General features: G+C 61.5%; 23 protein-coding genes. 5 read left to right on the forward strand and 18 right to left on the reverse strand.

The annotated features are described in order from the left end of the window. Positions 1-5: 5 nt before the first annotated feature. The 9 genes from yoaA to AC1Q6X_RS01765 all read right to left on the reverse strand — a co-directional run bounded on the left by yoaA (position 6) and on the right by AC1Q6X_RS01765 (position 11,698). On the reverse strand, positions 6-2,060 hold the full coding sequence (gene yoaA / locus AC1Q6X_RS01725; RefSeq protein WP_083286947.1) for a DNA repair helicase YoaA: 2,055 nt from the start codon (positions 2,058-2,060) through the stop codon (positions 6-8). Between the two features lie 43 nt (positions 2,061-2,103). Next, entirely contained in the window at positions 2,104-2,304 is a 201-nt protein-coding gene (locus tag AC1Q6X_RS01730; protein WP_034752051.1) for a YdcH family protein, read from the reverse strand. Between the two features lie 133 nt (positions 2,305-2,437). Further along, the gene (locus AC1Q6X_RS01735; RefSeq protein WP_205602269.1) at positions 2,438-3,157 is read right to left on the reverse strand and encodes a hypothetical protein; all 720 of its coding nucleotides are present in this window, start codon (positions 3,155-3,157) and stop codon (positions 2,438-2,440) included. Between the two features lie 16 nt (positions 3,158-3,173). Next, positions 3,174-4,271: a cell division protein ZapE gene (gene zapE / locus AC1Q6X_RS01740; protein WP_070290592.1), complete on the reverse strand. Its 1,098-nt coding sequence runs from the start codon at positions 4,269-4,271 to the stop codon at positions 3,174-3,176. Positions 4,272-4,341: 70 nt separating this feature from the next. After that, complete coding sequence (gene lpdA, locus AC1Q6X_RS01745; protein WP_121670126.1) at positions 4,342-5,772, reverse strand: dihydrolipoyl dehydrogenase; 1,431 nt, start codon at positions 5,770-5,772, stop codon at positions 4,342-4,344. Beyond that, positions 5,762-6,145 carry a PspC domain-containing protein gene (locus AC1Q6X_RS01750; RefSeq protein WP_070219197.1) on the reverse strand — a complete coding sequence of 128 codons (384 nt, stop codon included), beginning with the start codon at positions 6,143-6,145 and terminating at the stop codon, positions 5,762-5,764. The genes lpdA and AC1Q6X_RS01750 overlap by 11 nt, the downstream gene beginning before the upstream one ends. Positions 6,146-6,239: 94 nt before the next feature. Further along, positions 6,240-7,496: a 2-oxoglutarate dehydrogenase complex dihydrolipoyllysine-residue succinyltransferase gene (gene odhB / locus AC1Q6X_RS01755; protein ID WP_070219196.1), complete on the reverse strand. Its 1,257-nt coding sequence runs from the start codon at positions 7,494-7,496 to the stop codon at positions 6,240-6,242. Between the two features lie 117 nt (positions 7,497-7,613). Further along, entirely contained in the window at positions 7,614-10,466 is a 2,853-nt protein-coding gene (locus AC1Q6X_RS01760) for a 2-oxoglutarate dehydrogenase E1 component (protein ID WP_046685725.1), read from the reverse strand. A gap of 257 nt (positions 10,467-10,723) precedes the next feature. Next, positions 10,724-11,698, reverse strand: a complete 975-nt coding sequence (locus tag AC1Q6X_RS01765) for a LysR family transcriptional regulator (protein WP_070310019.1) — start codon at positions 11,696-11,698, stop codon at positions 10,724-10,726. 115 nt (positions 11,699-11,813) lie between these two features. Between AC1Q6X_RS01765 and AC1Q6X_RS01770 the strand changes: the two genes are divergently transcribed. Continuing rightward, entirely contained in the window at positions 11,814-12,269 is a 456-nt protein-coding gene (locus AC1Q6X_RS01770) for an MBL fold metallo-hydrolase (RefSeq protein WP_139143551.1), read from the forward strand. A gap of 16 nt (positions 12,270-12,285) precedes the next feature. On the opposite strand, the gene AC1Q6X_RS01775 is transcribed toward AC1Q6X_RS01770, so the two are convergent. From AC1Q6X_RS01775 to AC1Q6X_RS01815, 9 genes are all read right to left on the reverse strand, one after another. After that, entirely contained in the window at positions 12,286-12,828 is a 543-nt protein-coding gene (locus AC1Q6X_RS01775) for an NAD(P)H-dependent oxidoreductase (RefSeq protein WP_492494723.1), read from the reverse strand. A gap of 225 nt (positions 12,829-13,053) precedes the next feature. Continuing rightward, positions 13,054-13,395: a winged helix-turn-helix transcriptional regulator gene (locus AC1Q6X_RS01780; RefSeq protein WP_492494725.1), complete on the reverse strand. Its 342-nt coding sequence runs from the start codon at positions 13,393-13,395 to the stop codon at positions 13,054-13,056. A gap of 124 nt (positions 13,396-13,519) precedes the next feature. Then, on the reverse strand, positions 13,520-14,821 hold the full coding sequence (gene gltA / locus AC1Q6X_RS01785) for a citrate synthase (protein WP_034752071.1): 1,302 nt from the start codon (positions 14,819-14,821) through the stop codon (positions 13,520-13,522). A gap of 121 nt (positions 14,822-14,942) precedes the next feature. Continuing rightward, entirely contained in the window at positions 14,943-15,224 is a 282-nt protein-coding gene (locus AC1Q6X_RS01790) for an FAD assembly factor SdhE (RefSeq protein ID WP_034752073.1), read from the reverse strand. Positions 15,225-15,341: 117 nt separating this feature from the next. Further along, positions 15,342-16,052, reverse strand: coding sequence for a succinate dehydrogenase iron-sulfur subunit (locus tag AC1Q6X_RS01795; RefSeq protein WP_034752075.1), 711 nt, complete (start codon positions 16,050-16,052; stop codon positions 15,342-15,344). Between the two features lie 9 nt (positions 16,053-16,061). Continuing rightward, entirely contained in the window at positions 16,062-17,843 is a 1,782-nt protein-coding gene (gene sdhA / locus AC1Q6X_RS01800; protein ID WP_070310015.1) for a succinate dehydrogenase flavoprotein subunit, read from the reverse strand. Positions 17,844-17,845: 2 nt separating this feature from the next. Continuing rightward, positions 17,846-18,211, reverse strand: a complete 366-nt coding sequence (sdhD, locus tag AC1Q6X_RS01805; protein WP_034752078.1) for a succinate dehydrogenase, hydrophobic membrane anchor protein — start codon at positions 18,209-18,211, stop codon at positions 17,846-17,848. 2 nt (positions 18,212-18,213) lie between these two features. After that, positions 18,214-18,636 carry a succinate dehydrogenase, cytochrome b556 subunit gene (gene sdhC, locus AC1Q6X_RS01810; protein ID WP_034752080.1) on the reverse strand — a complete coding sequence of 141 codons (423 nt, stop codon included), beginning with the start codon at positions 18,634-18,636 and terminating at the stop codon, positions 18,214-18,216. Between the two features lie 307 nt (positions 18,637-18,943). Further along, positions 18,944-19,828, reverse strand: a complete 885-nt coding sequence (locus AC1Q6X_RS01815; RefSeq protein WP_492494728.1) for a GntR family transcriptional regulator — start codon at positions 19,826-19,828, stop codon at positions 18,944-18,946. A gap of 305 nt (positions 19,829-20,133) precedes the next feature. Between AC1Q6X_RS01815 and AC1Q6X_RS01820 the strand changes: the two genes are divergently transcribed. From AC1Q6X_RS01820 to acnA, 4 genes are all read left to right on the forward strand, one after another. Further along, complete coding sequence (locus AC1Q6X_RS01820; protein ID WP_070219190.1) at positions 20,134-21,123, forward strand: malate dehydrogenase; 990 nt, start codon at positions 20,134-20,136, stop codon at positions 21,121-21,123. Positions 21,124-21,236: 113 nt separating this feature from the next. Continuing rightward, entirely contained in the window at positions 21,237-22,235 is a 999-nt protein-coding gene (locus AC1Q6X_RS01825; RefSeq protein WP_070219189.1) for an HpcH/HpaI aldolase/citrate lyase family protein, read from the forward strand. Positions 22,236-22,248: 13 nt separating this feature from the next. Next, entirely contained in the window at positions 22,249-22,794 is a 546-nt protein-coding gene (locus tag AC1Q6X_RS01830; RefSeq protein ID WP_230504977.1) for a hypothetical protein, read from the forward strand. A gap of 87 nt (positions 22,795-22,881) precedes the next feature. Further along, complete coding sequence (gene acnA, locus AC1Q6X_RS01835; protein WP_070219187.1) at positions 22,882-25,602, forward strand: aconitate hydratase AcnA; 2,721 nt, start codon at positions 22,882-22,884, stop codon at positions 25,600-25,602. Positions 25,603-25,771 lie beyond the last annotated feature (169 nt).

Below are 25,771 nucleotides of genomic sequence, written 5' to 3' on the forward strand. Positions count from 1 at the left end.
CAAGGCTAGGCGCCCTTGGCGGGCAGGTTGCGGAAGAACTCCACCACTTCAGCCGTGTCGCGCGTGCGCTTGAACGGCGGCAGGCTTTGCCAGATGCGCTTGCCGTATGGCTTGGAGATGAGGCGCGGATCGCAAATCATCAGCACGCCCCGGTCGCCCTCGTCGCGGATCAGCCGGCCCGCGCCCTGCTTCAGGTTGATGATGGCTTCCGGCAGCGAGTGGTGCATGAAGCCATTCTTGCCCTGCTTTTCCATCACTTCGATGCGGGCGGCCAGCACCGGGTCGTCCGGCGGCGCGAACGGCAGCTTGTCGATGATCACCAGGGACAAGGCATCGCCGCGCACGTCGACGCCTTCCCAGAAGCTCTGGCTACCGATCAGCACGCCGTTGCCGGCCGCGCGGAACTGATCGAGCAATTCCGTGCGGCCCCTTTCTCCCTGCACGAACAGGGGGAAGTTCAGGCCCCGCTGCTTGAATTCGTCGGCCAGGCGCTCGGCGGCCCGCTTGACGGCGCGCAAGGTAGTGCACAGGAAGAAGGTGCGCCCGCCCGCCGCCTCGATGATGGGCAGGGCGCAGTCGATGACGGCGTCCGTGTAGCCCAGCGCGTTCGGTTGCGGCAGGTTTTGCGGCACGAACAGCAAGCCTTGCTGGCCATAGTCGAACGGACTCGGCCACGTATGCGACGGTTCGCCCGTCAAGCCCATCTGTTCGGAAAAATGCTTGAAATCGTTCTTCACGGCCAGGGTGGCCGACGTGAAAATCCAGCTGCGCGGCGTGCCTTCGCGCTGGTTGTTGAAGATCGGCGCGATCGACAATGGCGTTTTGTGCAACTGCAAAGAGCTGGAAAACGCTTCCACCCAGAACACGGCTTCTTCGCCTGCCGCCACTTTCGCCTTCGGATCGAACTTCCAGCCGCTCAGCTGCTGCGCCAGTTCGACGCCGCGCACACGGCACTGCTCCAGCGTCTCCGCCCGTTCCGCCTGCGTTTCCAGCACGGCCACCATGCCGTCAAGCTCATCTTTGAGGGTGTCGAGCGCGGGGAAAAAGTCGCTCGACGGGGCGATCTGCGGCAGGGACAGGCGCACGATATCCTGCGGAAACGTCAAACGCAGGTCGCGCGCCGCCTTTTCCACCACGGTGACGGTCTTGGCCCAGTCGATGCCGCGCGCGTGCGCGAGCCCCTCGGCCAGCACGTCGCGGCACAGTTCCAGGATTTGCGAGGTCGATACCGTGTTACCGAAGAACAAGGTTGCCGTATCGGGCAGCTGGTGCGCCTCATCGAAGATGATGGTATTGGCCGATGGCAACAATTCCGCCACGCCCGTGTCCTTCAGGGCCACGTCGGCAAAGAACAAATGGTGGTTGACCACCACCACGTCGGCCTGCTGCGCTTCCTTGCGGGCCTTCATGACGAAGCAATCCTGGTAATACTGGCATTCGGCGCCCATGCAGGTGTCGCGCGTGGACGTCACCAGGTTCCAGATCATGGCGTTTTCCGGTACCTTGGTCAGCTCGGCCTTGTCGCCGGAACTGGTCATCTTGATGAAACGCGAGATTTCACGCAGATGGCCCACGTCGTCGCGCGAGGTCATGCGCCCGTTCTGCAGCGTGCGTTCCAGGTGATAATGGCAGACGTAGTTCGAGCGGCCCTTCAGCAGGGCGACGGAGACGGGCGCCTGCAGCGCGGCGCGCACGGTGGGGATATCGCGCAGGAACAATTGATCCTGCAAGTTCTTGGTGCCGGTGGAAACAATAGTCTTGCCGCCCCACATCAGGGCCGGTACCAGGTAGGCGAAGGTCTTGCCGGTACCCGTGCCCGCCTCGGCGATCAGGGTCGTCTGGCTGTCGATGGCGCTGGCGATGGCCTTGGCCATGTCCGTTTGCGAACGGCGCGGCTTGTAGCTGCCCACGGCCGGACCGAGCGGGCCGCCGGCGCCAAACAGGCGCTCGATGTCGGCATCGTGCTTGCCAGGCGCCGCCTGTGGTTCAGCCGGCGGACTGGCTTGCAGATCGGTCGGCTGGCCATCCGGGTTTACTGGCAATAAATTGTGATCGGTCAAAATATACTTAGGTGAAGGCTGGACTGGACGCTACTGGCGCCCCTCAGGCGGGAACGTCGGGCACCAACTGCATTTTCAGCAAGGTGATGTGATCCTTCAATTGCAATTTGCGCTTTTTCAGGCGGCGCAGCTGCAGCTCATCATGGTGGCCATCGAGTATCAGCAACTCGATGACGGCATCGAGGTCGCGGTGCTCCACGTTGAGTTCAATCAGGCGCCGCTCTATTTGCTGTGCATCGCTCATGTGTTGCGTTCCAGGCAGTGTTGGTAACAGTGTTGGGAAACCGGCGCGGCGCGCGCAGGCAGCCATGGTGCATAGTTTAACCTGCCGCGCGCGTTAGGGCACGCCATTTCCGGCGTGCCCCTGCGCGGCGGTGTTATTTGACCGGCGGCACAGGCACGGCAGCCGCCGGCGCGCTGGCAGCGGCGGCTGCCTTGGCGGCCTTGGCATCGGCTTCGGCCTGGCGCTCGGCCAGGCGCTGGGCCACGCGTTTCTGACGCGCCACGGCGTCAGCCTGTTTCTTCGCATAGGCTGCTTCGCGGGCGGCGCGGCGCGGCGCCTCGGCCGCATCGTCGGCGGCTTGTTTCGCCACTTTCGCCGCTTGCTCAGCCTCGCGTTCGGCAACGCTCTTGCCTTGCGGCTTGGGCGGCGCCGGATCGGGCGTGACCACTTTCACGGGCTTGGGCACGGCCGCGGCCCGCTGCTCGGCATCGAGGCGCGCGCTTTCCTGCGTCCTGGCCAGGTCGATATCGCGCAGGCGCACGGACTCGGCGCGCTTGAAATAATTCGCTTCCGCGTCGATGGCGCGCAGGCGCACGAGGATCAGGCGGCGCTTTTCCTTGGCCTTGTCGAGGCAATTATTCACGAAAAACTTGTTGTAGCACTCGATTTCGCGCGCGGCAAACTCGTTTTCCGCCGCTTCGCGCTCGCTGGCCGACTGCTTCAGCTTGGCGTCCGCCTCTTCCACGGACAAGGTGGCGGGCACCTGCGGTGCGCCGACCTCATCCAATGCCGCGGCACCCTTGTGCGCGCAGGCGGACAACGCCAGAACCAGGCCCAGCGCCGCACCCAGCTTGTATAGTGTATTTGCCATCATGTTCCTTATCCCTGCCTCAAACGATCGCGTCGGCCGCGCCGCGCTGTTCTTTTTCCATGTATTCGCGCGATTGCATCTCGATGATACGCGAAACGGTGCGGTGAAACTCGTTGGCCAGCATGCCGTTCGTGTACAGCTCATCAGGCGGCACTTCGGCCGACATGATCAGCTTGACCTTCTGGTCATAAAACACGTCGATCAGCCAGGTGAAGCGGCGCGCCTCGGACGACTGCGCCGCCGACATGGCCGGTATGCCGGACAATATCACCGTATGGAAGCGGCTGGCGATCTCCAGGTAGTCATTTTGCGAGCGGGGCCCGCCGCACAGGGTGGCGAAATCGAACCAGATGATGCCGCCGGCGCGGCGCAGGCAGTGGATTTCGCGGCTTTCGATGCGGATGCGCGCATCTTCGTCGGCCGTCTCGGCGATGCGCGTGTAGGCGTCGCGCAGGGCCCGGTCCGTGTCCGCGCCCAGCGGCGTGTAGTAACTCTCCACCTGCTCCAGCGCGCGGCCGCGGTAATCGACGCCGGCGTCGACGTTGATCACGTCGAGCTTGTCCTTGAGCAGCGCGATGGTCGGCAGCATGCGGTCGCGGTGCAGGCCGTCCGGATACAGCAGGTCGGGGTCGTAATTCGAGGTCATGATGAAGGACACGCCATTGGCGAACAGGGCCGACAGCAGGTTGTACAGGATCATCGCGTCGGCGATGTCCGAGACGTGGAATTCATCGAAACAGATGAGGCGGTATTTCTTGGCGATGCGCTTGGCCACCTCGTCGAGCGGATCGGCCACGCCTTTCAATTCATCGAGCTGCTGGTGCACGCCGCGCATGAATTCGTGGAAGTGCAATCGCGTCTTGCGCACCAGGGGCACGACCGAGTAAAAACTGTCCATCAAGAACGATTTGCCGCGCCCCACCCCGCCCCACATGTACACGCCCTTCGGCACGGCGGGACGATTCAGCAGGCGCTTGAAGGTGCTCGAGCGCTGGCCCTTGTAGGCCACCCACTCGTCATAGCACAGCTGCAGGCGGTCGACCGCGCGCCGTTGGGCGGCGTCGGCCTTGAAATCACGCTTCTGCAACGCGTGCTGGTAAAACTCTTCTACGTTCATGGGATTCGCTTTAACGCACAAGGGCGCCGGCGGAAAAAATCCGCGAGCGCCCCTGCTGGACTAACTACAATTAGAAGTTCAAGGTACGCTTGTCAACCGCCAGTGCCGCTTCCTTGGTCGCTTCGGACAGCGATGGGTGCGCGTGGCAGATGCGCGCGATGTCTTCGGCCGAGGCCTTGAATTCCATCGCCACGACGGCTTCGGAAATCAGTTCGGACGCCATCGGGCCGACGATGTGCACGCCGAGGATTTCATCGGTGGTCGCATCGGCCAGGAATTTCACCATGCCCGAGGTGTCGCCCAGCGCACGCGCACGGCCGTTGGCCATGAACGGGAAGGTGCCGGCCTTGTAGGCGATGCCTTCAGCCTTCAGGGTTTGCTCGGTCTTGCCGACCCACGCGATTTCCGGCGAGGTGTAGATTACCCAAGGAATCGTGTTGAAGTTGGTGTGGCCATGCTGGCCGGCGATACGCTCGGCCACGGCAACGCCTTCTTCTTCGGCCTTGTGCGCCAGCATCGGGCCGCGCACGACGTCGCCCACTGCCCATACGTTCGGCAGGTTGGTCTTGCAGTCGCCGTCGACGGCGATGAAGCCGCGCTCGTCCAGCTGCAGGCCGACCTTGTCGGCGCCCAGGCCGTTTGTGTTCGGCGTGCGGCCGATCGAGATGATCAGCTTGTCGAACACGGCTTTTTGCGCTTCGCCCTTGGCGTCCACGAATTCCACGGTGACGTCTTTCTTGCCTGGCGTGATCGTACCGATCTTGCAACCGAGGTTGATCTTCAAGCCTTGCTTGGTAAACAGCTTAGACGCTTCCTTGGCGATCTGCTCGTCCACGGCGCCCAGGAAGACCGGCAGGCCTTCCAGCACGGTGACGTCGGAACCCAGGCGGCGCCAGACGCTGCCCATTTCCAGGCCGATCACGCCGGCGCCGATGACGCCCAGCTTGGCGGGTACGGCGTCGATGGCCAGTGCGCCCGTGTTCGACAGGATCAGTTTCTCGTCGAATGGTGCGCCCGGCAGTTCGCGCGCGTTCGAACCCGTGGCGATGACCACGTGCTTGGCCGACAAGGTTTCGTTGGCTTCGCCCGTCACGCTGATTTCATACGCGCCAGCGGCGGCGGCAGCGAAAGCGGCGCGGCCGTGGAAGAAGGCGATCTTGTTCTTCTTGAACAGGTACAGGATGCCGTCGTTGTTCTGCTTGACGACGGTGTCCTTGCGCTTGAGCATCTGGCCCAGGTTCAGCTTCAGGCCGGCGACGTCGATGCCGTGCTCGGCGAAGCTGTGGCCCGCGTGTTCGAAATGCTCGGACGATTGCAGCAGCGCTTTCGACGGGATGCAGCCGACGTTGGTGCAGGTACCGCCAGGAGCGGCGCCGCCCTTGGCGTTCGACCACTCGTCGACGCAAGCGACGGAAAAGCCCAGCTGCGCTGCGCGGATGGCGGCGATGTAGCCGCCAGGGCCCGCACCGATGACAACTACGTCAAATTGTTTAGTACTCATGTTTTGTTATTCCAATCTCTTCGTCTGGTACGAAAATCCACAATAGAAGGTAAATCACCACGCCGAAGCCGAAGGTCAATGTAAACAGGACGAAGACGAGGCGCCAGATCCACGCTTCCATGCCGGAAGCGCGGCCCAGGCCGCCGCAGACGCCGCCAAGCCAGCGGTCGTCGCGCGAACGGCGCAGGCGGTTGAATTCCTGCACCAGGTCGTTCGCCGGGCCGGCAGCGGCACCGGCGCCGGACGTGCTGTCCGGCTTGTCCAGGTTGATATTGCTCAGGAGCTTGGCTTTCGCTTGCGCGAATTCCGCGTCGCTCAGGGCGCCCGCCAGGTGCAACTCGTGCAGACGCTTGATTTCTTCAGAGATGTTCATAGGAATCCTCTTTCATTGAGATCAGCCAGCTGCGTCTTCTGGCAAGGGGTATCAGCTACATTGCCCCGGCGGCTACGCCGGGGGACTACAGTGCTTACAGGTCCAGCAGCAGGCGTGCAGGATCTTCCAGCGCTTCTTTCATCGCCACCAGGCCCAGGACGGCTTCGCGGCCGTCGATGATGCGGTGGTCGTAGGACATGGCCAGGTAGTTCATCGGACGCACCACGATCTGGCCGTTTTCGACGACGGCGCGGTCCTTGGTCGCATGCACGCCCAGGATGGCCGATTGCGGCGGGTTGATGATCGGGGTCGACAGCATGGAGCCGAAGGTGCCGCCGTTCGAGATCGAGAACGTGCCGCCCGTCAGGTCGTCCAGGGTCAGCTTGCCTTCCTTGGCTTTCGCGCCGAATTCACCGATTTTTTTCTCGATGTCGGCGATCGACAGCTGGTCCGCGTTGCGGATGATAGGCACGACCAGGCCGCGCGGCGAACCGACGGCGATACCGATGTCGAAGTAGCCGTGGTAGACGATATCGTTGCCGTCAACGGAAGCGTTGATGATCGGGTACTTTTTCAGGGCGGCGACGGCGGCCTTGACGAAGAAGGACATGAAGCCCAGCTTGACGCCGTGCTCTTTCTCGAACTTGTCCTTGTACTTGTTGCGCAGGTCGATGACCGGCTGCATGTTCACTTCGTTGAACGTGGTCAGGATGGCGTTCGTCGATTGCGATTGCAGCAGGCGCTCGGCGATACGTGCGCGCAGGCGGCTCATCGGCACGCGCTCTTCAGGGCGGTCGCCCAGGTTGGCGGCCGACGGCGTGGCAACTTGTTGCAGCGCCGGCTTGGCAGCGGCTGGCGCCAGCGGCGCAACGGCTGGCTTGGCGGAAGCGGCCAGGGCGTCGCCCTTGGTCACGCGGCCGTCTTTGCCCGAACCGGCGACGTCGCCGGCGGACAGGCCTTTTTCGGACAGGATCTTGGCGGCGGCAGGCATGGCGACATCGCCTTTGGTCGCAGCAGCTGGCGCCGAAGCGCTGGCGGTATCTTGCGCGGCGGCAGCCAGGGCTGGCGCAGGCACGGCGGAGACTTCCATCGGGCTGACCTTGGCCGAGCCGTCGGTATCGATGATGGCGATGACTTCGCCGGCAACGACGGTGGCGCCGTTATCCTTGATGATTTGCACGATCACGCCAGCGGCCGGCGCCGGCAGTTCCAGCACTACTTTATCGGTTTCGATGTCGATCATGTTTTCGTCGCGCGCAACTGCTTCGCCGACTTTCTTGTGCCATGCCAGCAGGGTCGCTTCCGCAACCGATTCCGACAACTGGGGAACTTTGACTTCGATTTGTGCCATGTAAAACTCCGTTTATTTTGTTATTGCGGCGCCGCCCCTGCGTAGCAAGGGCGGCGCTCCGTCATGATGTATGCGAGCAGACGACATGCACTCGCATGGCGCCCCTTATCGAGCCACTTACTTGGTCAGGATAAAACCTTTCAGCTTCGAGAATGCCGTTTCCAGCAGGTCTTTTTGCTGGGCGTAGTGCTTGTCATAGTAACCGACAGCAGGCGACGCCGAAGCAGGACGGCCGGCGTAGGCCAGACGCTGACCCGATTCCAGGCCTTCGAAGATGTTGTGCTGGATCTGGAACCAGGCGCCCTGGTTTTGCGGCTCGTCCTGTGCCCAGACGACTTCGACCAGGTTCGGGAACTTCTTCAGTTCAGCAGCGAACGACTTGTGCGGGAACGGATACAGCTGTTCCAGGCGCACGATGGCCGTGTCGGTCTGACCGCGGGTCTTGCGTGCGTTGACCAGGTCGTAGTAGACCTTGCCCGAGCAGGCGACCACGCGCTTGACTTTCTTGGCGTCGATTTTGTCGTCGACTTCGCCGATGACGGTCTGGAAACCGCCCTTGGCCAGGTCGGTCAGCGGCGAACCGGCATCCTTGTTGCGCAGCAGCGACTTCGGCGTCAGGATGACCAGCGGCTTGCGGAACTGGCGCACCATCTGGCGGCGCAGCAAATGGAAGATCTGCGAAGCCGTCGTCGGCTGCACCACTTGCATGTTGTTGTCTGCGCACAGCTGCAGGAAACGCTCGGGACGCGCGGACGAGTGCTCAGGACCCTGGCCTTCGTAACCGTGCGGCAGCATCATGACCAGGCCCGAAGCGCGGCCCCACTTCACTTCGCCGGAGCTGATGAATTGGTCGATCACCACTTGCGCGCCGTTGGCGAAGTCGCCGAACTGGGCTTCCCAGATCGTCAGGGTGTTCGGTTCAGCGGTCGAGTAGCCGTATTCGAAGGCCAGTACGGCTTCTTCGGACAGCACCGAGTCGATGACGGTGAACGGCGCCTGGTTGTCCGACACGTTTTGCAGCGGAATGTAGGTGCCTGCATCCCAACGTTCGCGGTTCTGGTCATGCAGCACGGCGTGGCGGTGCACGAAGGTGCCGCGGCCGGCATCCTGGCCCGTCAGGCGGATGGCGTAGCCGGACGATACCAGCGATGCGTAGGCCAGGTGTTCGCCCATGCCCCAGTCCAGGTTCATTTCGCCGCGGCCCATGGTGGCGCGGTCGCCCAGCACTTTTTCCACCAGCGAGTGGACCTTGAAGTCTTCCGGCACGGTGGTGATGCGGGTGGCCAGGCGTTTCAGTTCCGTCATCGGCACGGCGGTGTCGGCCGAATCGGTCCATTTCTTGTTCAGGAACGGCAGCCAGTCGACGGCGTACTTGTTCTTGAAGTTCGAGATGACCGGATCGACGGTGTGCTTGCCGGCGTCCATGGCGTCGCGGAACGCGGCCACCATCTTGTCGCCGCCATCGGCAGGGATCACGCCTTGCGCCACCAGCTTGTCCGCGTACAGCTTGCGGGTGCCTGGATGCTGGCCGATCTTCTTGTACATAAGCGGCTGCGTCAGTGCCGGCGTATCTTGCTCGTTGTGGCCAAGCTTGCGGTAGCAGATGATGTCGAGGACGATGTCCTTCTTGAATTCCATGCGGTAGTCGAGCGCGATCTGCGTCGCCAGTACCACGGCTTCCGGATCATCGGCGTTGATGTGCAGGACCGGTGCTTCGATCATCTTGACGACGTCCGAGCAGTACAGGGTCGAGCGGGCATCGCGCGGGTCCGAGGTGGTGAAACCGATCTGGTTGTTGATCACGATATGCACCGTGCCGCCGGTATGGTAGCCGCGGGTTTGCGCCAGATTCAGCGTTTCCATGACCACGCCCTGGCCGGCGAAAGCGGCATCGCCGTGCACCAGGATAGGCAGCACTTGCGCGCCCTGCGCGTCGCCGCGGCGGTCCATGCGGGCCTTGACGGAACCTTCGACCACAGGGTTGACGATTTCCAGGTGCGACGGATTGAACGCCAGCGACAGGTGGACCGGGCCGCCTGCGGTGGAGATGTCCGACGAGAAGCCCTGATGGTATTTCACGTCGCCGGCTGGCAGGTCGTCGCCATGCTTGCCTTCGAATTCTTCGAACAGTTCCTGCGGCGCCTTGCCCAGGGTGTTCACCAGCACGTTCAGGCGGCCGCGGTGGGCCATGCCGATCACGATTTCCTGCACGCCTTTTTCGCCGGCGCGCTGGATGGTCTCATCCATCGAGGCGATGAAGGTTTCGCCGCCTTCCAGGGAGAAGCGCTTCTGGCCCACGTAGCGGGTGTGCAGATAGCGTTCCAGGCCTTCAGCCGCGGTCAGGCGGTCGAGGATGTGGATTTTTTTCTCTGGGGTGAAATTCGGGGTGGAGCGGATCGATTCCAGTTTCTCTTGCAGCCAGCGCTTTTCGGCCGGATCGGAGATGTACATGAATTCGGCGCCGATCGAACGCGTGTAGGTATCGCGCAGATAGTTGAGCAGATCGCGCAGGGTGGCGGTCTCGGGGCCAAAATAGGTATTGCTGATGTTGAACACGGTGTCCATGTCCGCATCGGTGAAACCGTAGAAGCTCGGCTCGAGCTCAGGGATCATCGGACGTTCCTGGCGTTGCAGCGGATCCAGATTGGCCCAGTGCGAACCGAGGTAGCGGTAAGCGGCGATCAACTGCGTGGCGGCGACGCGCTTGCGGCCCATTTCAGCATCGAAGGAAGCGGTCACTGTGCGGATCGGACCTGCTTTTGCGCGCTCGGCGAACGAGGCGACGACGGAGGCATGTGCCACGTCAGGCTTGTTGGTGCCATCGACGGCAGGCACGTGCTGCATTGCGTCGAAGTAGGAACGCCAGTTATCGGGTACCGAGCCTGGATTGTTCAGATACGCCTCGTACAGGTCTTCCACGTACGGAGCATTCCCACCGAACAGGTAGGAGTTGGTCGTTAATTGCTGCATATATTGCTCACCTTTCTTCGCGTTTCGCGAGGAATTAGCGGGTTAATCTAACCTTCCGCGACACGGCCTGACCGGTTAGCGGATTGCACATCAAGTTGTGGGGAAGGGCTTTTTTATTGCACCAGCATTCTGCATACCGTCATTTAGAATAGCACGCGGTATTGTAACGCAACAACTGCAAGTTGAATTTTATTTGGCAAGCAAATGTAAGCTGTGTTGTTGATTTTCCCGGGCTTGCAAGCCTGTCACTGTTGTGCTTACGGCACATCGGCGGACCTGCCGGCGTGCCGCTTGCGCCCGACTGGTCTGCCCGGCAACGGCCCCGCCGCGATGGCCGCCAGCCAATCGGGATCGCCGGCAAACCACTCGACCAGGAAGTCGAGCATGGTGCGCAGCAGCGGCGACATGTGCTGGCGCGAAGTGTAGACACCATAGATGCCCATGTCCTGCGGCACGTAAGCGGGCAGCAATTCCACCAGCTGTCCGCTGGCGATCAGCGGCGCGGCCGAATAGCGCGGCTGCATGGCGATGCCCGCCCCCGCCACTGTGGCCACCAGCAGGACCAGCGACTCATTCGCCGACAAACGGCCGCTGACGGGGACAGTGAGCGCTTCCCCGTCATGCGTAAATTGCCACAGGCTCTTGCCGAAATACGTATAGGTCAGGCAGTTGTGCAAGGCCAGGTCTTGCGCCCGGCGCGGCGTGCCGTGCGCCGCAAGGTACGATGGTGCGGCGCACACCACCGACGCGCAGCTGGCCAGCTGGCGCGCGATCAGGTTCGGCTCAAGCGCGTTCGTGATGCGGATCGCCAGGTCGATGCGCTGTTCCACCAGGTTGACGGCGCGGTTCTCCATCTGCAGGTCGACGGCGGCGCGCGGGTAGCGCCGCAGGTAAGCGGTCACTGCGCCAGCGAGCGCCGTCTGCGCCAGCGATTGCGAGCAGGTGATGCGCAACAAGCCGTGCGGCGTGTCGATGCCCTCGGGCGAGGTGACGGCCATGGCGCCGGCCACTTCCAGCATCTGCCGGCAGCGCGCCAGGGTGGCGTCGCCCGCATCCGTCAGGCTCAGGCGGCGCGTGGTGCGATGCAACAGGCGCGCCCCCGCCCACTCTTCCATTTCGGCCAGGTAGCGCGTCACCATGGCGCGCGACATGTCGAGCGCCTCGCTGGCGGCCACCATGCTGCCCCGCTCGGCGATGGCGACGAATACTTGTGCGGCGGTGATACGGTCCATGCGCTACTCCTTGATTCATCCGATCCATGCAACTAAGTATTGCAATCTACCCTATTTGTCGCGCCTGGTCGAAAGGATAATATGCGACATGAGCACCTAATGCAGAAAGAATAATATGTTTGCACGCGCCGCCCTTCCCTCCCGTACCTTGGAAACCTTCCAGCTCGATGTACTGGGCCGCGCACCGTCCACTTCGCTGCTGCTGAGCGGCGTGGCCGACGCCATCCTCGTCAATGCCCAGTTCCTGCGCGACGATGCGGCGCAGTTAGCGCACACCATCGCCGCCAGCGGCAAGCGCCTGATCACCATCTATATCAGCGCGGCCGAACCGCAAGCGTACTTCGGTCTGGGCGTGCTGCGGCTAGCCTTTCCGCAAGCCCGCATCCTCGCCAGCGGCGCCACGGTCGAGGCGATCCGCCGCCAGGCCGGCGCCAGGGTCGCCCACTGGGGCGGCATCCTCAAGCACAATGCGCCGCGCTGCATCGTCATGCCCCAGCCCTATGAAGGCAGCAGCCTGCAGCTGGAGGGGCGGCAGGTCGCGCTGCGCCAGCTCGAAGCAGCGCTGAACTGAGGCCGCTCGGCCGGTTCTACAACGCAGCCAGGAAGCGCTCATTCTCTTGCGCGCTGCGCGCCAGCCGCTCGGCATAGCCCGTTTCCTTCGGCCCGTCTTCCGCGCCATAGAAGGCGAAGAAGCGGCCATTGTCGGCGCCGATATACGCCAGGGTGACATCGAACGGCGCCAGCAGCTGCGCCAGGGTGACGTGCCACTTGCCTTGCGGCGTGAAGTCTTCCTCGCGGATGCCTGCCGTGACGGCCAGCGCCACCTTGCGGCCCCTGAAGGCGTCGCCGCCCGTGCCATAGGCCCAGCCATACGCCAGCACCTCGTCGAGCCACCGCTTGAGCAAGGGCGGACAGTTGAACCAGTACACGGGGAACTGCAAGACCACGTGGGCGTGCGACTCCACCAGCGCTTGCTCGCGCGCCACATCGATCTTTCCATCCGGATAAGCCTGGTGCACGTCGTGGATGGTATAGCGGTCCGGATACCGCGCCAGTTCCTGCAGCCAGCGCTTGTTGGCCACCGACGTGGCGATGGAGGGATGGAAGACGATCACAAGGGTTTTCATCATGCTGCTTTCCTGAAAATGAAAGGGATGCACCGGCCCCGCCTTTTCAAAAAAGCAGGCAAGCCGATGCCCTGCCCCGTGGCGTGCAGCACGTGGCCGCACGCCTCCAAGGGCAGAAACAGCATAGCCATGCCGGGTACTTTTCACAAGTACGCACATTAACTACTCATACCATACAAAAAGTAAGCTACTAGACTATGGAAAAGCGCCTTGCCAGGTGCATCCGCATCAGACTGGCTGGCGCCGCTCGCCCCACTCGCACAGGGTATGCAGCACAGGGATCAGCGAGCCCCCCTTGCTGGAGAGCGAGTATTCCACCTTGGGCGGCACTTGCGGATACTCCTTGCGGACGATCAGCGCGTCCGCTTCCAGCTCCTTCAGCACGACGCTGAGGGTCTTGAAGGCGATGCCGCCCAGATGGCGCTTGAGTTCGTTATGCCGCAGCACCTTGTTTTCCGCCAGCGCGTACAGGATCAGCATCTTGTATTTCCCGCCGATCAGCGACAAGGTATAGCCAAATGCAGTATCGCCGAGGGCCACGCCGCCGGGGGCGCAGGTTTCTTCATTCATCGCGTTGTGCTTCCTGTTGATCAGAGTACGAGCATAACAGCCCGGCGGCCCCGGCTTGCGTCGAACACGCGCATAAAAAAACGGGCCGAAGCCCGTTTTTTTGTTTGCTCGATACCGCTCTGGATTAACGCTTGTCCAGTGGCAGCACTTCACGCGTGGTCGAACCGACGAACAGCTGGCGCGGACGGCCGATCTTTTGCTCTGGGTCGGCGATCATTTCGTTCCACTGGGCGATCCAGCCGATCGTACGGGCCATAGCGAAGATACCGGTGAACAGCGACACAGGGATGCCCAGCGCCGATTGCACGATGCCCGAGTAGAAGTCGACGTTCGGGTATAGTTTGCGCGACACGAAGTATTCGTCGTTCAGCGCAATCTTTTCCAGTTCCATCGCCAGCTTGAACAGCGGATCGTCTTGCAGACCCAGTTCTTGCAGCACTTCGTAGCAGGTTTCACGCATCAGCTTGGCGCGTGGATCGAAGTTCTTGTACACGCGGTGGCCAAAGCCCATCAGCTTGACGCCCGAGTTCTTGTCCTTGACTTGCGCGATGAAGGCAGGGATGTTCTCGACGGTGCCGATTTCTTTCAGCATGTTCAGTGCCGCTTCGTTGGCGCCGCCGTGGGCAGGGCCCCACAGGCAGGCGATACCGGCAGCGATACAGGCGAACGGGTTGGCGCCCGACGAACCGGCCAGACGGACGGTCGAAGTCGATGCGTTTTGCTCGTGGTCCGCATGCAGGATCAGGATGCGGTCCAGGGCGCGCACCAGCACGTCGTTGACCTTGTACTCTTCGCACGGGTTGGCGAACATCATGTGCATGAAGTTGGCGCTGTACGACAGGTCGTTGCGTGGGTACACGAACGGCTGGCCGACCGAGTACTTGTAGGTCATGGCGACCAGGGTTGGCATCTTGGCGATCAGGCGGATGGCCGACACTTCGCGGTGACGCGGGTCGTTGATGTCCAGCGAGTCATGGTAGAACGATGCCAGCGCGCCGACGGTGCCCACCAGGACCGACATCGGATGCGCGTCGCGGCGGAAGCCGCGGAAGAAGAATTGCATCTGTTCGTGCACCATCGTGTGCTTGGTGACGGTGTCGACGAACTTGGCCTTCTGCGCCGCGTTCGGCAGTTCGCCGTTCAGCAGCAAGTAGCACGATTCCATGAAGTCGGCGTTGACGGCCAACTGTTCGATCGGGTAACCACGGTACAGCAGCTCGCCCTTGTCGCCGTCGATGTAGGTGATCGACGAGTTGCAGGCGGCCGTCGACATAAAGCCTGGGTCGTAGGTGAACTTGCCGCTACCGGCGTACAGTTTGCGGATGTCGATGACGTCCGGGCCAACCGTGCCTTTGTAGATTGGAAATTCAAGCGATGGGCTGCCATCGGAGAACGACAGGGTAGCTTTTGTGTCAGAGATATTCATGGGCTCTTCCTTCTCGGGAGTGAGTCGAAATTAAAATCAAAAATTCTGGCTGCAATTCGCACCGCATTCGGCAGTGCTACAGCGCGCCACTCGCACCGTTTGCAATATATCGCCCAGGCGTCTAGGCAATGCGCAGTCGTTGCAGCAGTGCGCGCACATGCGGCAGATCGACTTCGCCTTCCGGCTCTTTACGGGCCAGTACCAGATCCATTAACGCATTGTCCGATAAATCCAGCAAACGCGTCAGCGCGTCAACTTCTTCATCGGTCAATTCGGTTTCATACGCATCGAGAAAACGGGTCAGGATAATGTCGTTTTCCAGCAGGCCACGGCGTGAACGCCAGCGCAGGCGGGCGCGGTTGGCCGGGTCGGCCTGATGCGAGGACAAAATTGATTCTGTCATTTGGTTTACCACTTTACGTGTGCCTTGCGGCACGGTGCTGCTTTGCAGGCGCCGCCTGCAGGCAAGAGAGGATACCCTCTTCCGGCAAACGGCGCCCGGCGGACGCGATCAGGAGGATCAGATCGCGCGGCGGACCATCAATTCCTTGATCTTGCCGATCGCCTTGTTCGGGTTCAACCCTTTCGGGCAGACGTCGACGCAGTTCATGATCGAATGGCAGCGGAACAGGCGGTACGGGTCTTCCAGGTTGTCCAGACGCGCACCCGTGGCTTCGTCGCGCGAATCGGCGATGAAGCGGTAGGCTTGCAGCAGGCCGGCAGGACCGACGAACTTGTCCGGATTCCACCAGAACGACGGGCACGACGTGGAGCAGCATGCGCACAGGATGCACTCGTACAGGCCATCGAGTTCTTCGCGCTGTTCCGGCGATTGCAGGCGTTCTTTTTCAGGCGGGATCGAATCGTTGATCAGGAAAGGCTTGATCGAATCGTACTGCTTGAAAAATTGCGTCATGTCGACGATCAGGTCGCGGATGACCGGCAAGCCTGGCAACGGACGCAGCACGATAGGCTCCGACAGTTCGTTCAGGTTGGTGGTGCATGCCAGGCCGTTCTTGCCGTTGATGTTCATCGCGTCCGAACCGCACACGCCTTCGCGGCACGAGCGGCGCAGGGCCAGCGAGTCATCGACGTCCGCCTTGATGCGCTGCAGTGCGTCGAGCAGCATCTTGTCGGTGTCTTTCAGTTCGACCGTCAGGTCTTGCATGTACGGCTTGGCATCCTGGTCAGGATCGTAGCGGTAGATTTTGAATTTAAGAGTGCGTGCCATGGTATAGCCTTAGAAAGTACGTGGTTTCGGTTTGAAGGTATCAACCGTCAGCGGCTTGGTCACGACCGGCTTGTATTCCAGTCGGTTGCCTTCCGAATACCACAGAGTGTGCTTCATCCAGTTCTCGTCGTCGCGTTGCGGGTGGTCGTCCTGGGCGTGCGCGCCGCGCGATTCCTTGCGGGCCGCTGCCGAAACGATGGTCGCTTTCGCCGTTTCGATCAGGTTGTCCAGCTCCAGCGCTTCCACGCGGGCCGTGTTGAAGACCATCGATTTATCCTTGAAGGAGACGTGCTTGCGGCGCTCGTCGAGCTTCATGATTTCTTCGACGCCCTTGTTCAGCATCTCGTCGGTACGGAACACGCCGCAGTACTTCTGCATCGTTGCGCGGATGTCGTTGGCCACGCCCTGCACGGTTTCCGTGCCGGTCGAGTTTTCCAGGCGCGCCAGGCGGCCCATGGCAAAATCGGCAGCGTCGGCTGGCAAAGGCTTGTTTTCCTTGGCTTTCAGGCCGCTGTTGACGATGTGGTTGCCGGCCGCGCGGCCGAAGACCACCAGGTCGAGCAGCGAGTTCGTGCCCAGGCGGTTGGCGCCGTGCACGGAGACGCAGGCGCATTCGCCGATCGCGTACAGGCCGTTGACGACCTTGGCCGAATTATCCGGGCCGGTCGGGGTGACGACCTGGCCGTGGATGTTCGTCGGGATGCCGCCCATCTGGTAGTGAATCGTCGGCACGACAGGAATCGGTTCCTTGGTGGCGTCGACGTTGGCGAACTTGTGGCCGATTTCCAGGATCGACGGCAGGCGCTTGGCGATGGTGTCGGCGCCGATATGACGCAGGTCCAGCATCACGTGGTCCTTGTTCGGACCGCAGCCGCGGCCTTCCTTGATTTCCTGGTCCATCGAACGCGAGACGAAGTCGCGCGGCGCCAGATCCTTCAGGGTCGGCGCATAGCGCTCCATGAAGCGTTCGCCTTCGCTATTGATCAGGATGCCGCCTTCGCCGCGCACGCCTTCGGTGATCAATACGCCCGCGCCGGCCACGCCGGTCGGGTGGAACTGCCAGAATTCCATGTCCTGCAGCGGCAGGCCGGCGCGTGCCGCCATGCCCATGCCGTCACCGGTATTAATGAACGCATTCGTCGACGCGGCAAAGATGCGGCCTGCGCCGCCCGTTGCCATGACCGTCGTCTTTGCTTCCAGGATCATGCATTCGCCGGTTTCCATTTCCAGCGCAACAACACCGATCACGTCGCCGTCGGCGTCACGGATCAGGTCGAGCGCCATCCATTCGACGAAGAAGTGCGTACGGGCGCGCACGTTGCGCTGGTACAGCGTGTGCAACAGGGCGTGGCCGGTACGGTCGGCTGCCGCGCAGGCGCGCTGCACCGGCTTTTCGCCGAAGTGGGCCGTGTGGCCGCCGAACGGACGCTGATAGATGGTGCCGTCAGGGTTGCGGTCGAATGGCATGCCGAAGTGTTCCAGTTCGTACACGACCTTCGGTGCTTCGCGGCACATGAATTCGATGGCATCCTGGTCGCCCAGATAGTCGCCGCCCTTGACGGTGTCGAACATGTGCCAGAACCAGTTGTCTTCGGCCATGTTGCCGAGCGACGCGCCGATACCGCCCTGCGCTGCCACGGTGTGCGAGCGGGTCGGGAAGACTTTCGACAGAACTGCGACGTTCAGACCGGCTTCAGCCAGCTGCAACGACGCGCGCATGCCGGAACCGCCGGCGCCAACGATGACCGCATCAAAGCGGCGGGTAGGGATTGCAGATTTATATGCTGCCACGATTACACACTCCAGAGTATCTGTACCGTCCAGCCGGCACAAGCGATCAACCACAGCATGGTGGCAATTTGCAGGGTCAGACGGAGGCCAGCGCTTTTCACGTAGTCCATCCAGATGTCGCGTACGCCGACCCATGCGTGGTAGAACAGGGCGACGAAGGTCACCAGGCTGAACAATTTAAACCACTGCTGTGCGAACAGACCGGCCCAGCCTTCATAGCTGAAGTTGCTGCCGGTCAGGAAAGAAATAAGCAGGATGGCCACATAAGCCACCATGACGATGGCGGTGACGCGTTGCGCCAGCCAGTCGCGCAAGCCGTAATGGGCACCGACGACGAGGCGTTTCGGTCCGATATTATTGTCTGCCATGTTTAAAATACTCCAAACAGTTTCAAAGCGACCAAAGCCGTCAACACCAGGCTCACGACCAGCACGGACGACGCGGTCTTGCGGGCCGAATCTTTTTCGATCGCAACGTGCACATCCATGAACAGGTGACGGATACCGGCGCAGAAGTGGTGCAGGAAGGCCCAGACCAGACCCAGGGTGATCAGCTTGACGAACCAGTGCGAGGCGATGCCCTGGAAGTAGGCATAGGACATTTCGGAACGCAGGCTCAGTTCCAGCATGTACAGTATGCATGGCAGCAAGGCGAAAATGATGAAACCGCTGATGCGATGCAGGATCGAGACGATGGCGCCGACAGCCATGCGGTAGTTCGACAATTCGGTAACATGAATGTTACGGAATTGCGGCCGTTCTTTTTTTGGTACTTCTCTTACGGCTTCAGACATAACAAAAACCTCCCCTTTGAATTTCAACTAAATATTGAAGCCGCGATTTTCGCCGATTTTCGCAACCCATACCAATATCTATTGTTACATATAACCAAAATGGTTTTTTACTACAAAATACCGCGCTACTTTCCGTAGTTCACGTAATTTAATTACAGAATCGCTGGCAAAACACGGCCCGCCGGGGGCGGGCCATGTTGTCGCTGCGCTTTCCGTTGTCTCCGTTGCCCGCCTTGCGGCAGGCATCTTGCAAGCGATGCACTTCAGCCTTGCCGCTTGTGCGGACACCCGCAGGCGCCCCGCAGCTTCAGCTGAGTTCATTCTGATAATGGTGGCGACTGGTCAGGTACAAGCCCCGGCGCAGCTCGACCGGCTTGTCGCCGTAGGTAAACGACACGCGCTCGGAACTGAGCAAGGGCGTGCCGAGGTCGATATTCAACAGTTGCGCGGCGCCCGCGTCGGCGCACACGGCACGGATCTGCTCGGACGCGCGTATCATGCGCGTGCCGAATTCCGTTTCGAACAGGCCGTACATGGGCCCCTTGTATTCCACCAGGCGCTCGGCCGTCAGGCCCTTGAAGATCAGGCCGGGCAGCCACAGCTCTTCGACGATGGTCGGCACGCCGTCGAAATACTGGACACGCTTGATGAAGATGACGGCGTCGCCGGACTTCAAGTCCATCAGGCGCGCCACGTCGGCCGGCGCGCGCACGCGCTTGACTTCGATGAATTTGCTTTCGGGATAATGCGGCACGCCTTCGTCCGGCACCAGGCGCAGGAAGCGGAAATGCGCGCGCGCCTCATGGTGGGTGGAAACGAAAGTGCCCTTGCCCTGGCGGCGCATGACGAGATTCTCGGCGGCCAGTTCATCGATGGCCTTGCGCACCGTGCCCTGGCTGACCTTGAAGCGGCCGGCCAGCTCGACCTCGCTGGGAATGAGTTCGCCCGGTTTCCATTCGCCCGATTGCAGGCTTTGCGTGATGAGCGCCTTGATCTGCTGGTACAGGGGACTGAAGGTGGGCGAAGCAGTGACTGCAGGCACGGCGGAAGCACTGGTATTGCTGGCGGCCGTCACGGTGACTGGCGTACTGGCCACCGCGGGGACGGGCGTGGCCGGGGTGCCCGCGGTCGGACTGACCGCCCCGCTTGCAGCAGTGGCATTGTTGGTCAGATTGGACGAGGCGGAATTCATAGTCCGACATTTCAACACAAATCACTGCCCGCGTCCAGTAAAACAGACGCGGTTATCTGTCTTATATAAGACATAAGATATGATTGACAGATAGGGATCGGAGGCCTAAACTGCCCTCGATAAAACATGTGAGCCCGCGTTTTATGTTGTCGGCCAGCCACTCTGGCTTCGTGCAGCACGAGCGTGACGGCAGCGTACACCAGCAATTCGGTGGCGCGGGCCGGTTTTGGTATCATTATAGTTTTTCCGGATAAGCGTAAGCCCAGCTTCAAGCCCGTTTTCTTTCCCATTTTTGGAGATTCATCATGGCTAAAACCCCAATGCGTGTTGCAGTGACCGGCGCCGCCGGCCAGATCGGCTACGCCCTGTTGTTCCGCATCGCCAATGGCGACATGCTCGGCAAAGACCAGCCTGTCATCTTGCAACTGCTTGAAATCCCGGACGAAAAAGCCCAGAAGGCGCTCAAGGGCGTGATGATGGAAATCGACGACTGCGCCTTCCCGCTGCTGACGGAAATGACCGCCCACTCCGATCCGCTGACCGCCTTCAAGGATGTCGACGTGGCCGTACTGGTTGGCGCGCGTCCGCGCGGCCCAGGCATGGAACGCAAGGACCTGCTGGAAGCGAACGCCCAGATCTTCACGGTGCAAGGCAAGGCGCTCGACGCCGTCGCTTCGCGCAATGTCAAAGTGCTGGTGGTCGGCAACCCTGCCAACACCAACGCCTACATCGCCATGAAATCGGCACCATCGCTGCCGGCGAAAAACTTCACCGCCATGCTGCGCCTGGACCACAACCGCGCGCTGTCGCAAGTCGCTGCCAAGACCGGCACCGCCGTGAAAGACATCGAAAAGCTGACCGTGTGGGGCAACCACTCGCCAACGATGTACGCCGACTACCGCTTCGCCACCGTCAACGGCAAGGCTGTGAAAGACCTGATCAACGACCAGGAATGGAACGCCAACGTGTTCCTGCCAACCGTCGGCAAGCGCGGCGCGGCCATCATCGAAGCGCGCGGCCTGTCGTCGGCAGCGTCGGCAGCGAACGCCGCCATCGACCACATCCATGACTGGATGCTGGGCACGAACGGCAAGTGGACCACCATGGGCGTTCCTTCGGATGGCTCGTATGGCATCCCGGAAGGTACCGTGTTCGGCTTCCCGGTCACCACCGACAACGGCGAGTACACGATCGTTCAAGGTTTGGAAATCGATGCATTCTCGCAAGAGCGCATCAACCTGACCCTGAAGGAACTGACCGAAGAGCGCGAAGGCGTGAAACACCTGCTGGCCTAAGTCCAGTTCTGGCGGCGCGGCGCAAACGTGCCGCCCGCCACGAAGGCCGCCCCGCGAGATTCGCGGCGCGGCTGTTTTATCAAGTAGTCTTTACCTGCAGAAATGCCTTAAGCATGCACCCTTCCGAGGTTTTATTCCAAGGCAAACGCCAGCCGCTGTTGCTCGCCGCTTGCGACCACTACGCCGGCTCTGAAAAGCTGATGCGTAAATCGATTGCTTTGCAACAAGAGCTTGGTCCCCTGTTCGACATCACGTTCGACTGCGAAGACGGCGCCAGCGCCGGCAATGAAGAATCCCACGCCCTGATGATCGCCGGCCTGCTGGCCAGCGACGACAACCAGTTCAACCGCATCGGCGTGCGCGTGCACGACGTCGACAGCGCGTTTTTCGCGCGCGACGTGGAAATCATCTGCACGGCCGCATCCCGCCTGGCCTACATCGCCGTGCCCAAGGTGGCCGGCGTGCAGGACGCCATGCTGGCCATCGACCTGATCAACCTGCACGCGCGCCGCGCCGGCCGCGACAACCTGCCCGTGCACATCCTGATCGAGACGCACGGCGCGCTGCGCGACGCCTATGCGATCGCCGCCCTGCCCCAGGTCGAATGCCTGTCCTTCGGCATCATGGATTTCGTCTCGGCCCACTACGGCGCCATTCCCGCCGCCGCCATGCGCACGCCGGGCCAGTTCACGCACCCGCTGGTGGTGCGCGCCAAGCTCGAAGTGGCGGCCGCCTGCCACGCGCACGGCAAGGTGGCGTCGCATAACGTGACGACGGACGTGCGCGATTCGGCCGTGGTGGCCAACGACGCCCAGCGCGCAACAGCCGAGTTCGGGTACACGCGCATGTGGAGCATCCACCCGGACCAGATCAAGCCCATCATCAAGGCCTTTACGCCGCGCCTGTCCGAAGTCAACGAGGCCAGCAACATCCTCAACGAAGCGCTGCGCGCCAACTGGGGGCCGATTGCGCAAAATGGCCGCTTGCACGACCGCGCCAGCTACCGATATTATTGGACCGTTTTGCAACGCGCCAAACTGGCGGGCCTCGGCCTGCCCGAGGCGGCTGCTGCATTACTCAACACCCCCTCTTCCAGCACCACTGAAAACTGACAGGAATTACACGATGTCCCTCTCCAAATTAGCAATTGCCTGCAGCGTCGCGCTGGGCGCCATGACCCTCACGCTGGCGCCAGCCAGCTTCGCCGCCACGGCAGAGGCAAATCCCAAGGCCGTCAAGGCCAAGCCAAAGGCCAAGGCCGCCAAGGCAAAAGCTGCCGCCAAGGAAGCCCATCCGCTGGCCATGTCGGTCGCCGACAAGGAAGAAGCCGATGAACCGAACACGGCAGGCTCGGCCTCCACCGATTTCAATTGTGAACTTGGTAATAAAATTACCATCTACACCAATGCTACTGACGACAAACACATCGCCCTGCGCTGGAAGAAGCGCCTGCACCGCCTGAGCCGCGTTGGCACCACCACCGGCGCCAACCGCTTCGAGAACCGTCTGTATGGTCTCGTGTGGATCGGCATCCCGGCCAAGGGCATGCTGCTCGACTCCAAGCAGGGCCGCCAGTTGGCCAATGAATGCAAGGATGCGGAGCAAGCCAAGCCGGCGGCAGTGATGGAAGCCGCGCCATCGCTGGGCGTGCTGCCGGCGACCGGCGGCTGATGTGCGTAGCAAGGGCCTCTTCGGGGGCTCAGTCATGTTTTGTAATTTGAATAATCAATAATAGACGATACCCAACAAGGAGAGGTCATGTCCCGCAACACTCTGAACACGCTCAAGGACTTTAATATTTCGGACAGCAAGAAGGGCAAGCTGTATTCCCTGCCTGCGCTGGAAAAAAGCCTGGGCATCAATGTCTCCCGCCTGCCAGTGTCGATTCGTATCGTGCTCGAATCGGTATTGCGCAACTGCGACGGCAAAAAAGTCACCGAAGAACACGTCAAGCAATTGGCGAGCTGGGGCCCGACCGCCGAGCGCACCGACGAGATCCCGTTCGTAGTGGCGCGCGTCGTGCTGCAAGACTTCACCGGCGTACCGCTGCTGGCCGACCTGGCAGCGATGCGCAACGTGGCCGCCAAGATGGGCATCAACGCCAAGAAGATCGAACCGCTGGTGCCGGTCGACCTGGTGGTCGACCACTCGGTCACCATCGATCACTACCGCGAAAAGAAAGCGCTGGACCTGAACATGAAACTGGAATTCTCGCGTAACAACGAGCGTTACCAGTTCATGAAATGGGGCATGCAGGCATTCGACACCTTCGGCGTCGTGCCGCCGGGCTTCGGCATCGTCCACCAGGTCAACCTGGAATACCTGGCGCGCGGCGTGCACCACGCAGGCAAGAAAGCCGGCGACGTGTACTACCCCGACACCCTGGTCGGCACCGACTCGCACACCACCATGATCAACGGCATCGGCGTAGTCGGCTGGGGCGTGGGCGGCATCGAGGCGGAAGCCGGCATGCTGGGCCAGCCGGTCTACTTCCTGACGCCGGACGTCATCGGCGTAAACCTGTCCGGCGCGCTGCGCGAAGGCTGCACCGCCACCGATCTGGTACTGACGATTACCGAATTGCTGCGCAAAGAGAAAGTCGTCGGCAAGTTCGTCGAATTCTTCGGCGAAGGTACTGAGTCCTTGACCCTGACGGACCGCGCGACGATCGCCAACATGGCACCGGAATACGGCGCGACCATGGGCTTCTTCCCCGTCGACGAAGCGACCATCGACTACTTCAAGGGCACCGGCCGCAGCAAGGCTGAAATCGCCGCGTTCGAAGGCTACTTCAAGGCGCAGAACCTGTTCGGTGTGCCAAAAGCCGGCGACATCGACTACACCCGCGTGGTGGAACTGAACCTGGCGTCGGTCGCTCCGTCGCTGGCCGGCCCGAAACGCCCGCAAGACCGTATCGAAATCGGCAACGTCAAGGCGAACTTCGCCGAGCTGTTCGCCAAGCCGACGACCGAAAACGGCTTCAACAAGAATCCGGCCGACCTGGCTGCCGTGTACGAAACGACGAACGGCGTGAAAGTGTCGAACGGTGACGTGCTGATCGCCGCGATCACCTCGTGCACCAACACCTCGAACCCGAGCGTGATGCTGGCTGCCGGCCTGCTGGCCAAGAAAGCCGTGGAAGCGGGCCTGAAGGTCGCGCCGCACATCAAGACATCGCTGGCTCCCGGCTCGCGCGTCGTGACCGAGTACCTGACGGCCGCCGGCCTGCTGCCCTACCTGGAAAAACTGGGCTTCGGCGTGACCGCCTACGGCTGCACCACCTGTATCGGCAATGCGGGCGACCTGACGCCCGAGCTGAACGCAGCGATTGCCACGCATGACATCGTCGCCTCGGCCGTGCTGTCGGGCAACCGCAACTTCGAAGCGCGTATCCACCCGAACATCCGCTCGAACTTCCTCGCTTCGCCTCCGCTGGTCGTCGCTTACGCCATCGCCGGCAACATGACGCGCGACCTGATGACGGAACCTGTCGGCAAGGGCAAGGGCGGCAAGGACGTCTACCTGGGCGACATCTGGCCGACCTCGGCTGAAGTGTCGGCCATGATGAAGTTCGCCATGAACGCCAAGGTATTCAAGGACAACTACGCCGACGTCAAGGGCGCGCCAGGCAAGCTGTGGGAGAAAGTCACCACCGTCTCCGGCCAAGTCTACAACTGGCCGAAATCGACCTACATCGCGGAACCGCCGTTCTTCGACAACTTCTCGATGACACCAGCGGCTGTGGCCACCGGCATCGAAGGCGCGCGCGCACTGGGCGTGTTCGGCGATTCCATCACCACCGACCACATCTCGCCAGCCGGCTCGATCCAGGAAAACGGTCCTGCAGGCAAATGGCTGAAGGAAAACGGCGTCCTCAAAGCGGACTTCAACTCCTACGGCTCGCGTCGCGGCAACCATGAAATCATGATGCGCGGCACGTTTGCCAACGTGCGTATCAAAAACCGCATGATCCCTGCCAAGGCGGACGGTTCGGCGGTCGAAGGCGGCATCACGATCCACCAGCCTTCCGGCGAACAGATGTCGATCTACGACGCAGCGATGAAATATGTTGCTGAAGGTACGCCAACCATGGTCTTCGGCGGCGAAGAGTACGGTACGGGCTCGTCGCGCGACTGGGCAGCCAAGGGCACCCAGCTGCTGGGCGTGAAAGCCGTGATCACCCGTTCGTTCGAGCGCATCCACCGCTCGAACCTGGTGGGCATGGGCGTGCTGCCGCTGCAATTCATCGGCGACGACAGCGTGCAGACGCTGGGCATCACCGGCAATGAAACCTTCGACCTGAAAGGCCTCGAAGGCGAAATCAAGCCACAGCAACTGGCCACCCTGGTGATCCACCGCGCCGACGGCAGCAGCCAGGAAGTCAAAGTCCTGCTGCGCATCGATACGCCGATCGAAGTCGATTACTACAAGCATGGCGGTATCCTGCCATTCGTGCTGCGTCAACTGCTGGCCGAGTAATCAGCCCAGCTGTGAGGTAAGATAAAAGCGCCGGTTCCGACCGGCGCTTTTTTTCGTCCCTGCGCCCCGTTCCGACTTGAAATTTCGACTATTGGCATGATCTAAGGACAGCTTACGTATTGCGTGCGGCTGAATCCTCTACAATACGGTTATAAGGGTTTATCATTGT

This window comes from Janthinobacterium sp. GW823-FHT06H09, assembly GCF_058794735.1.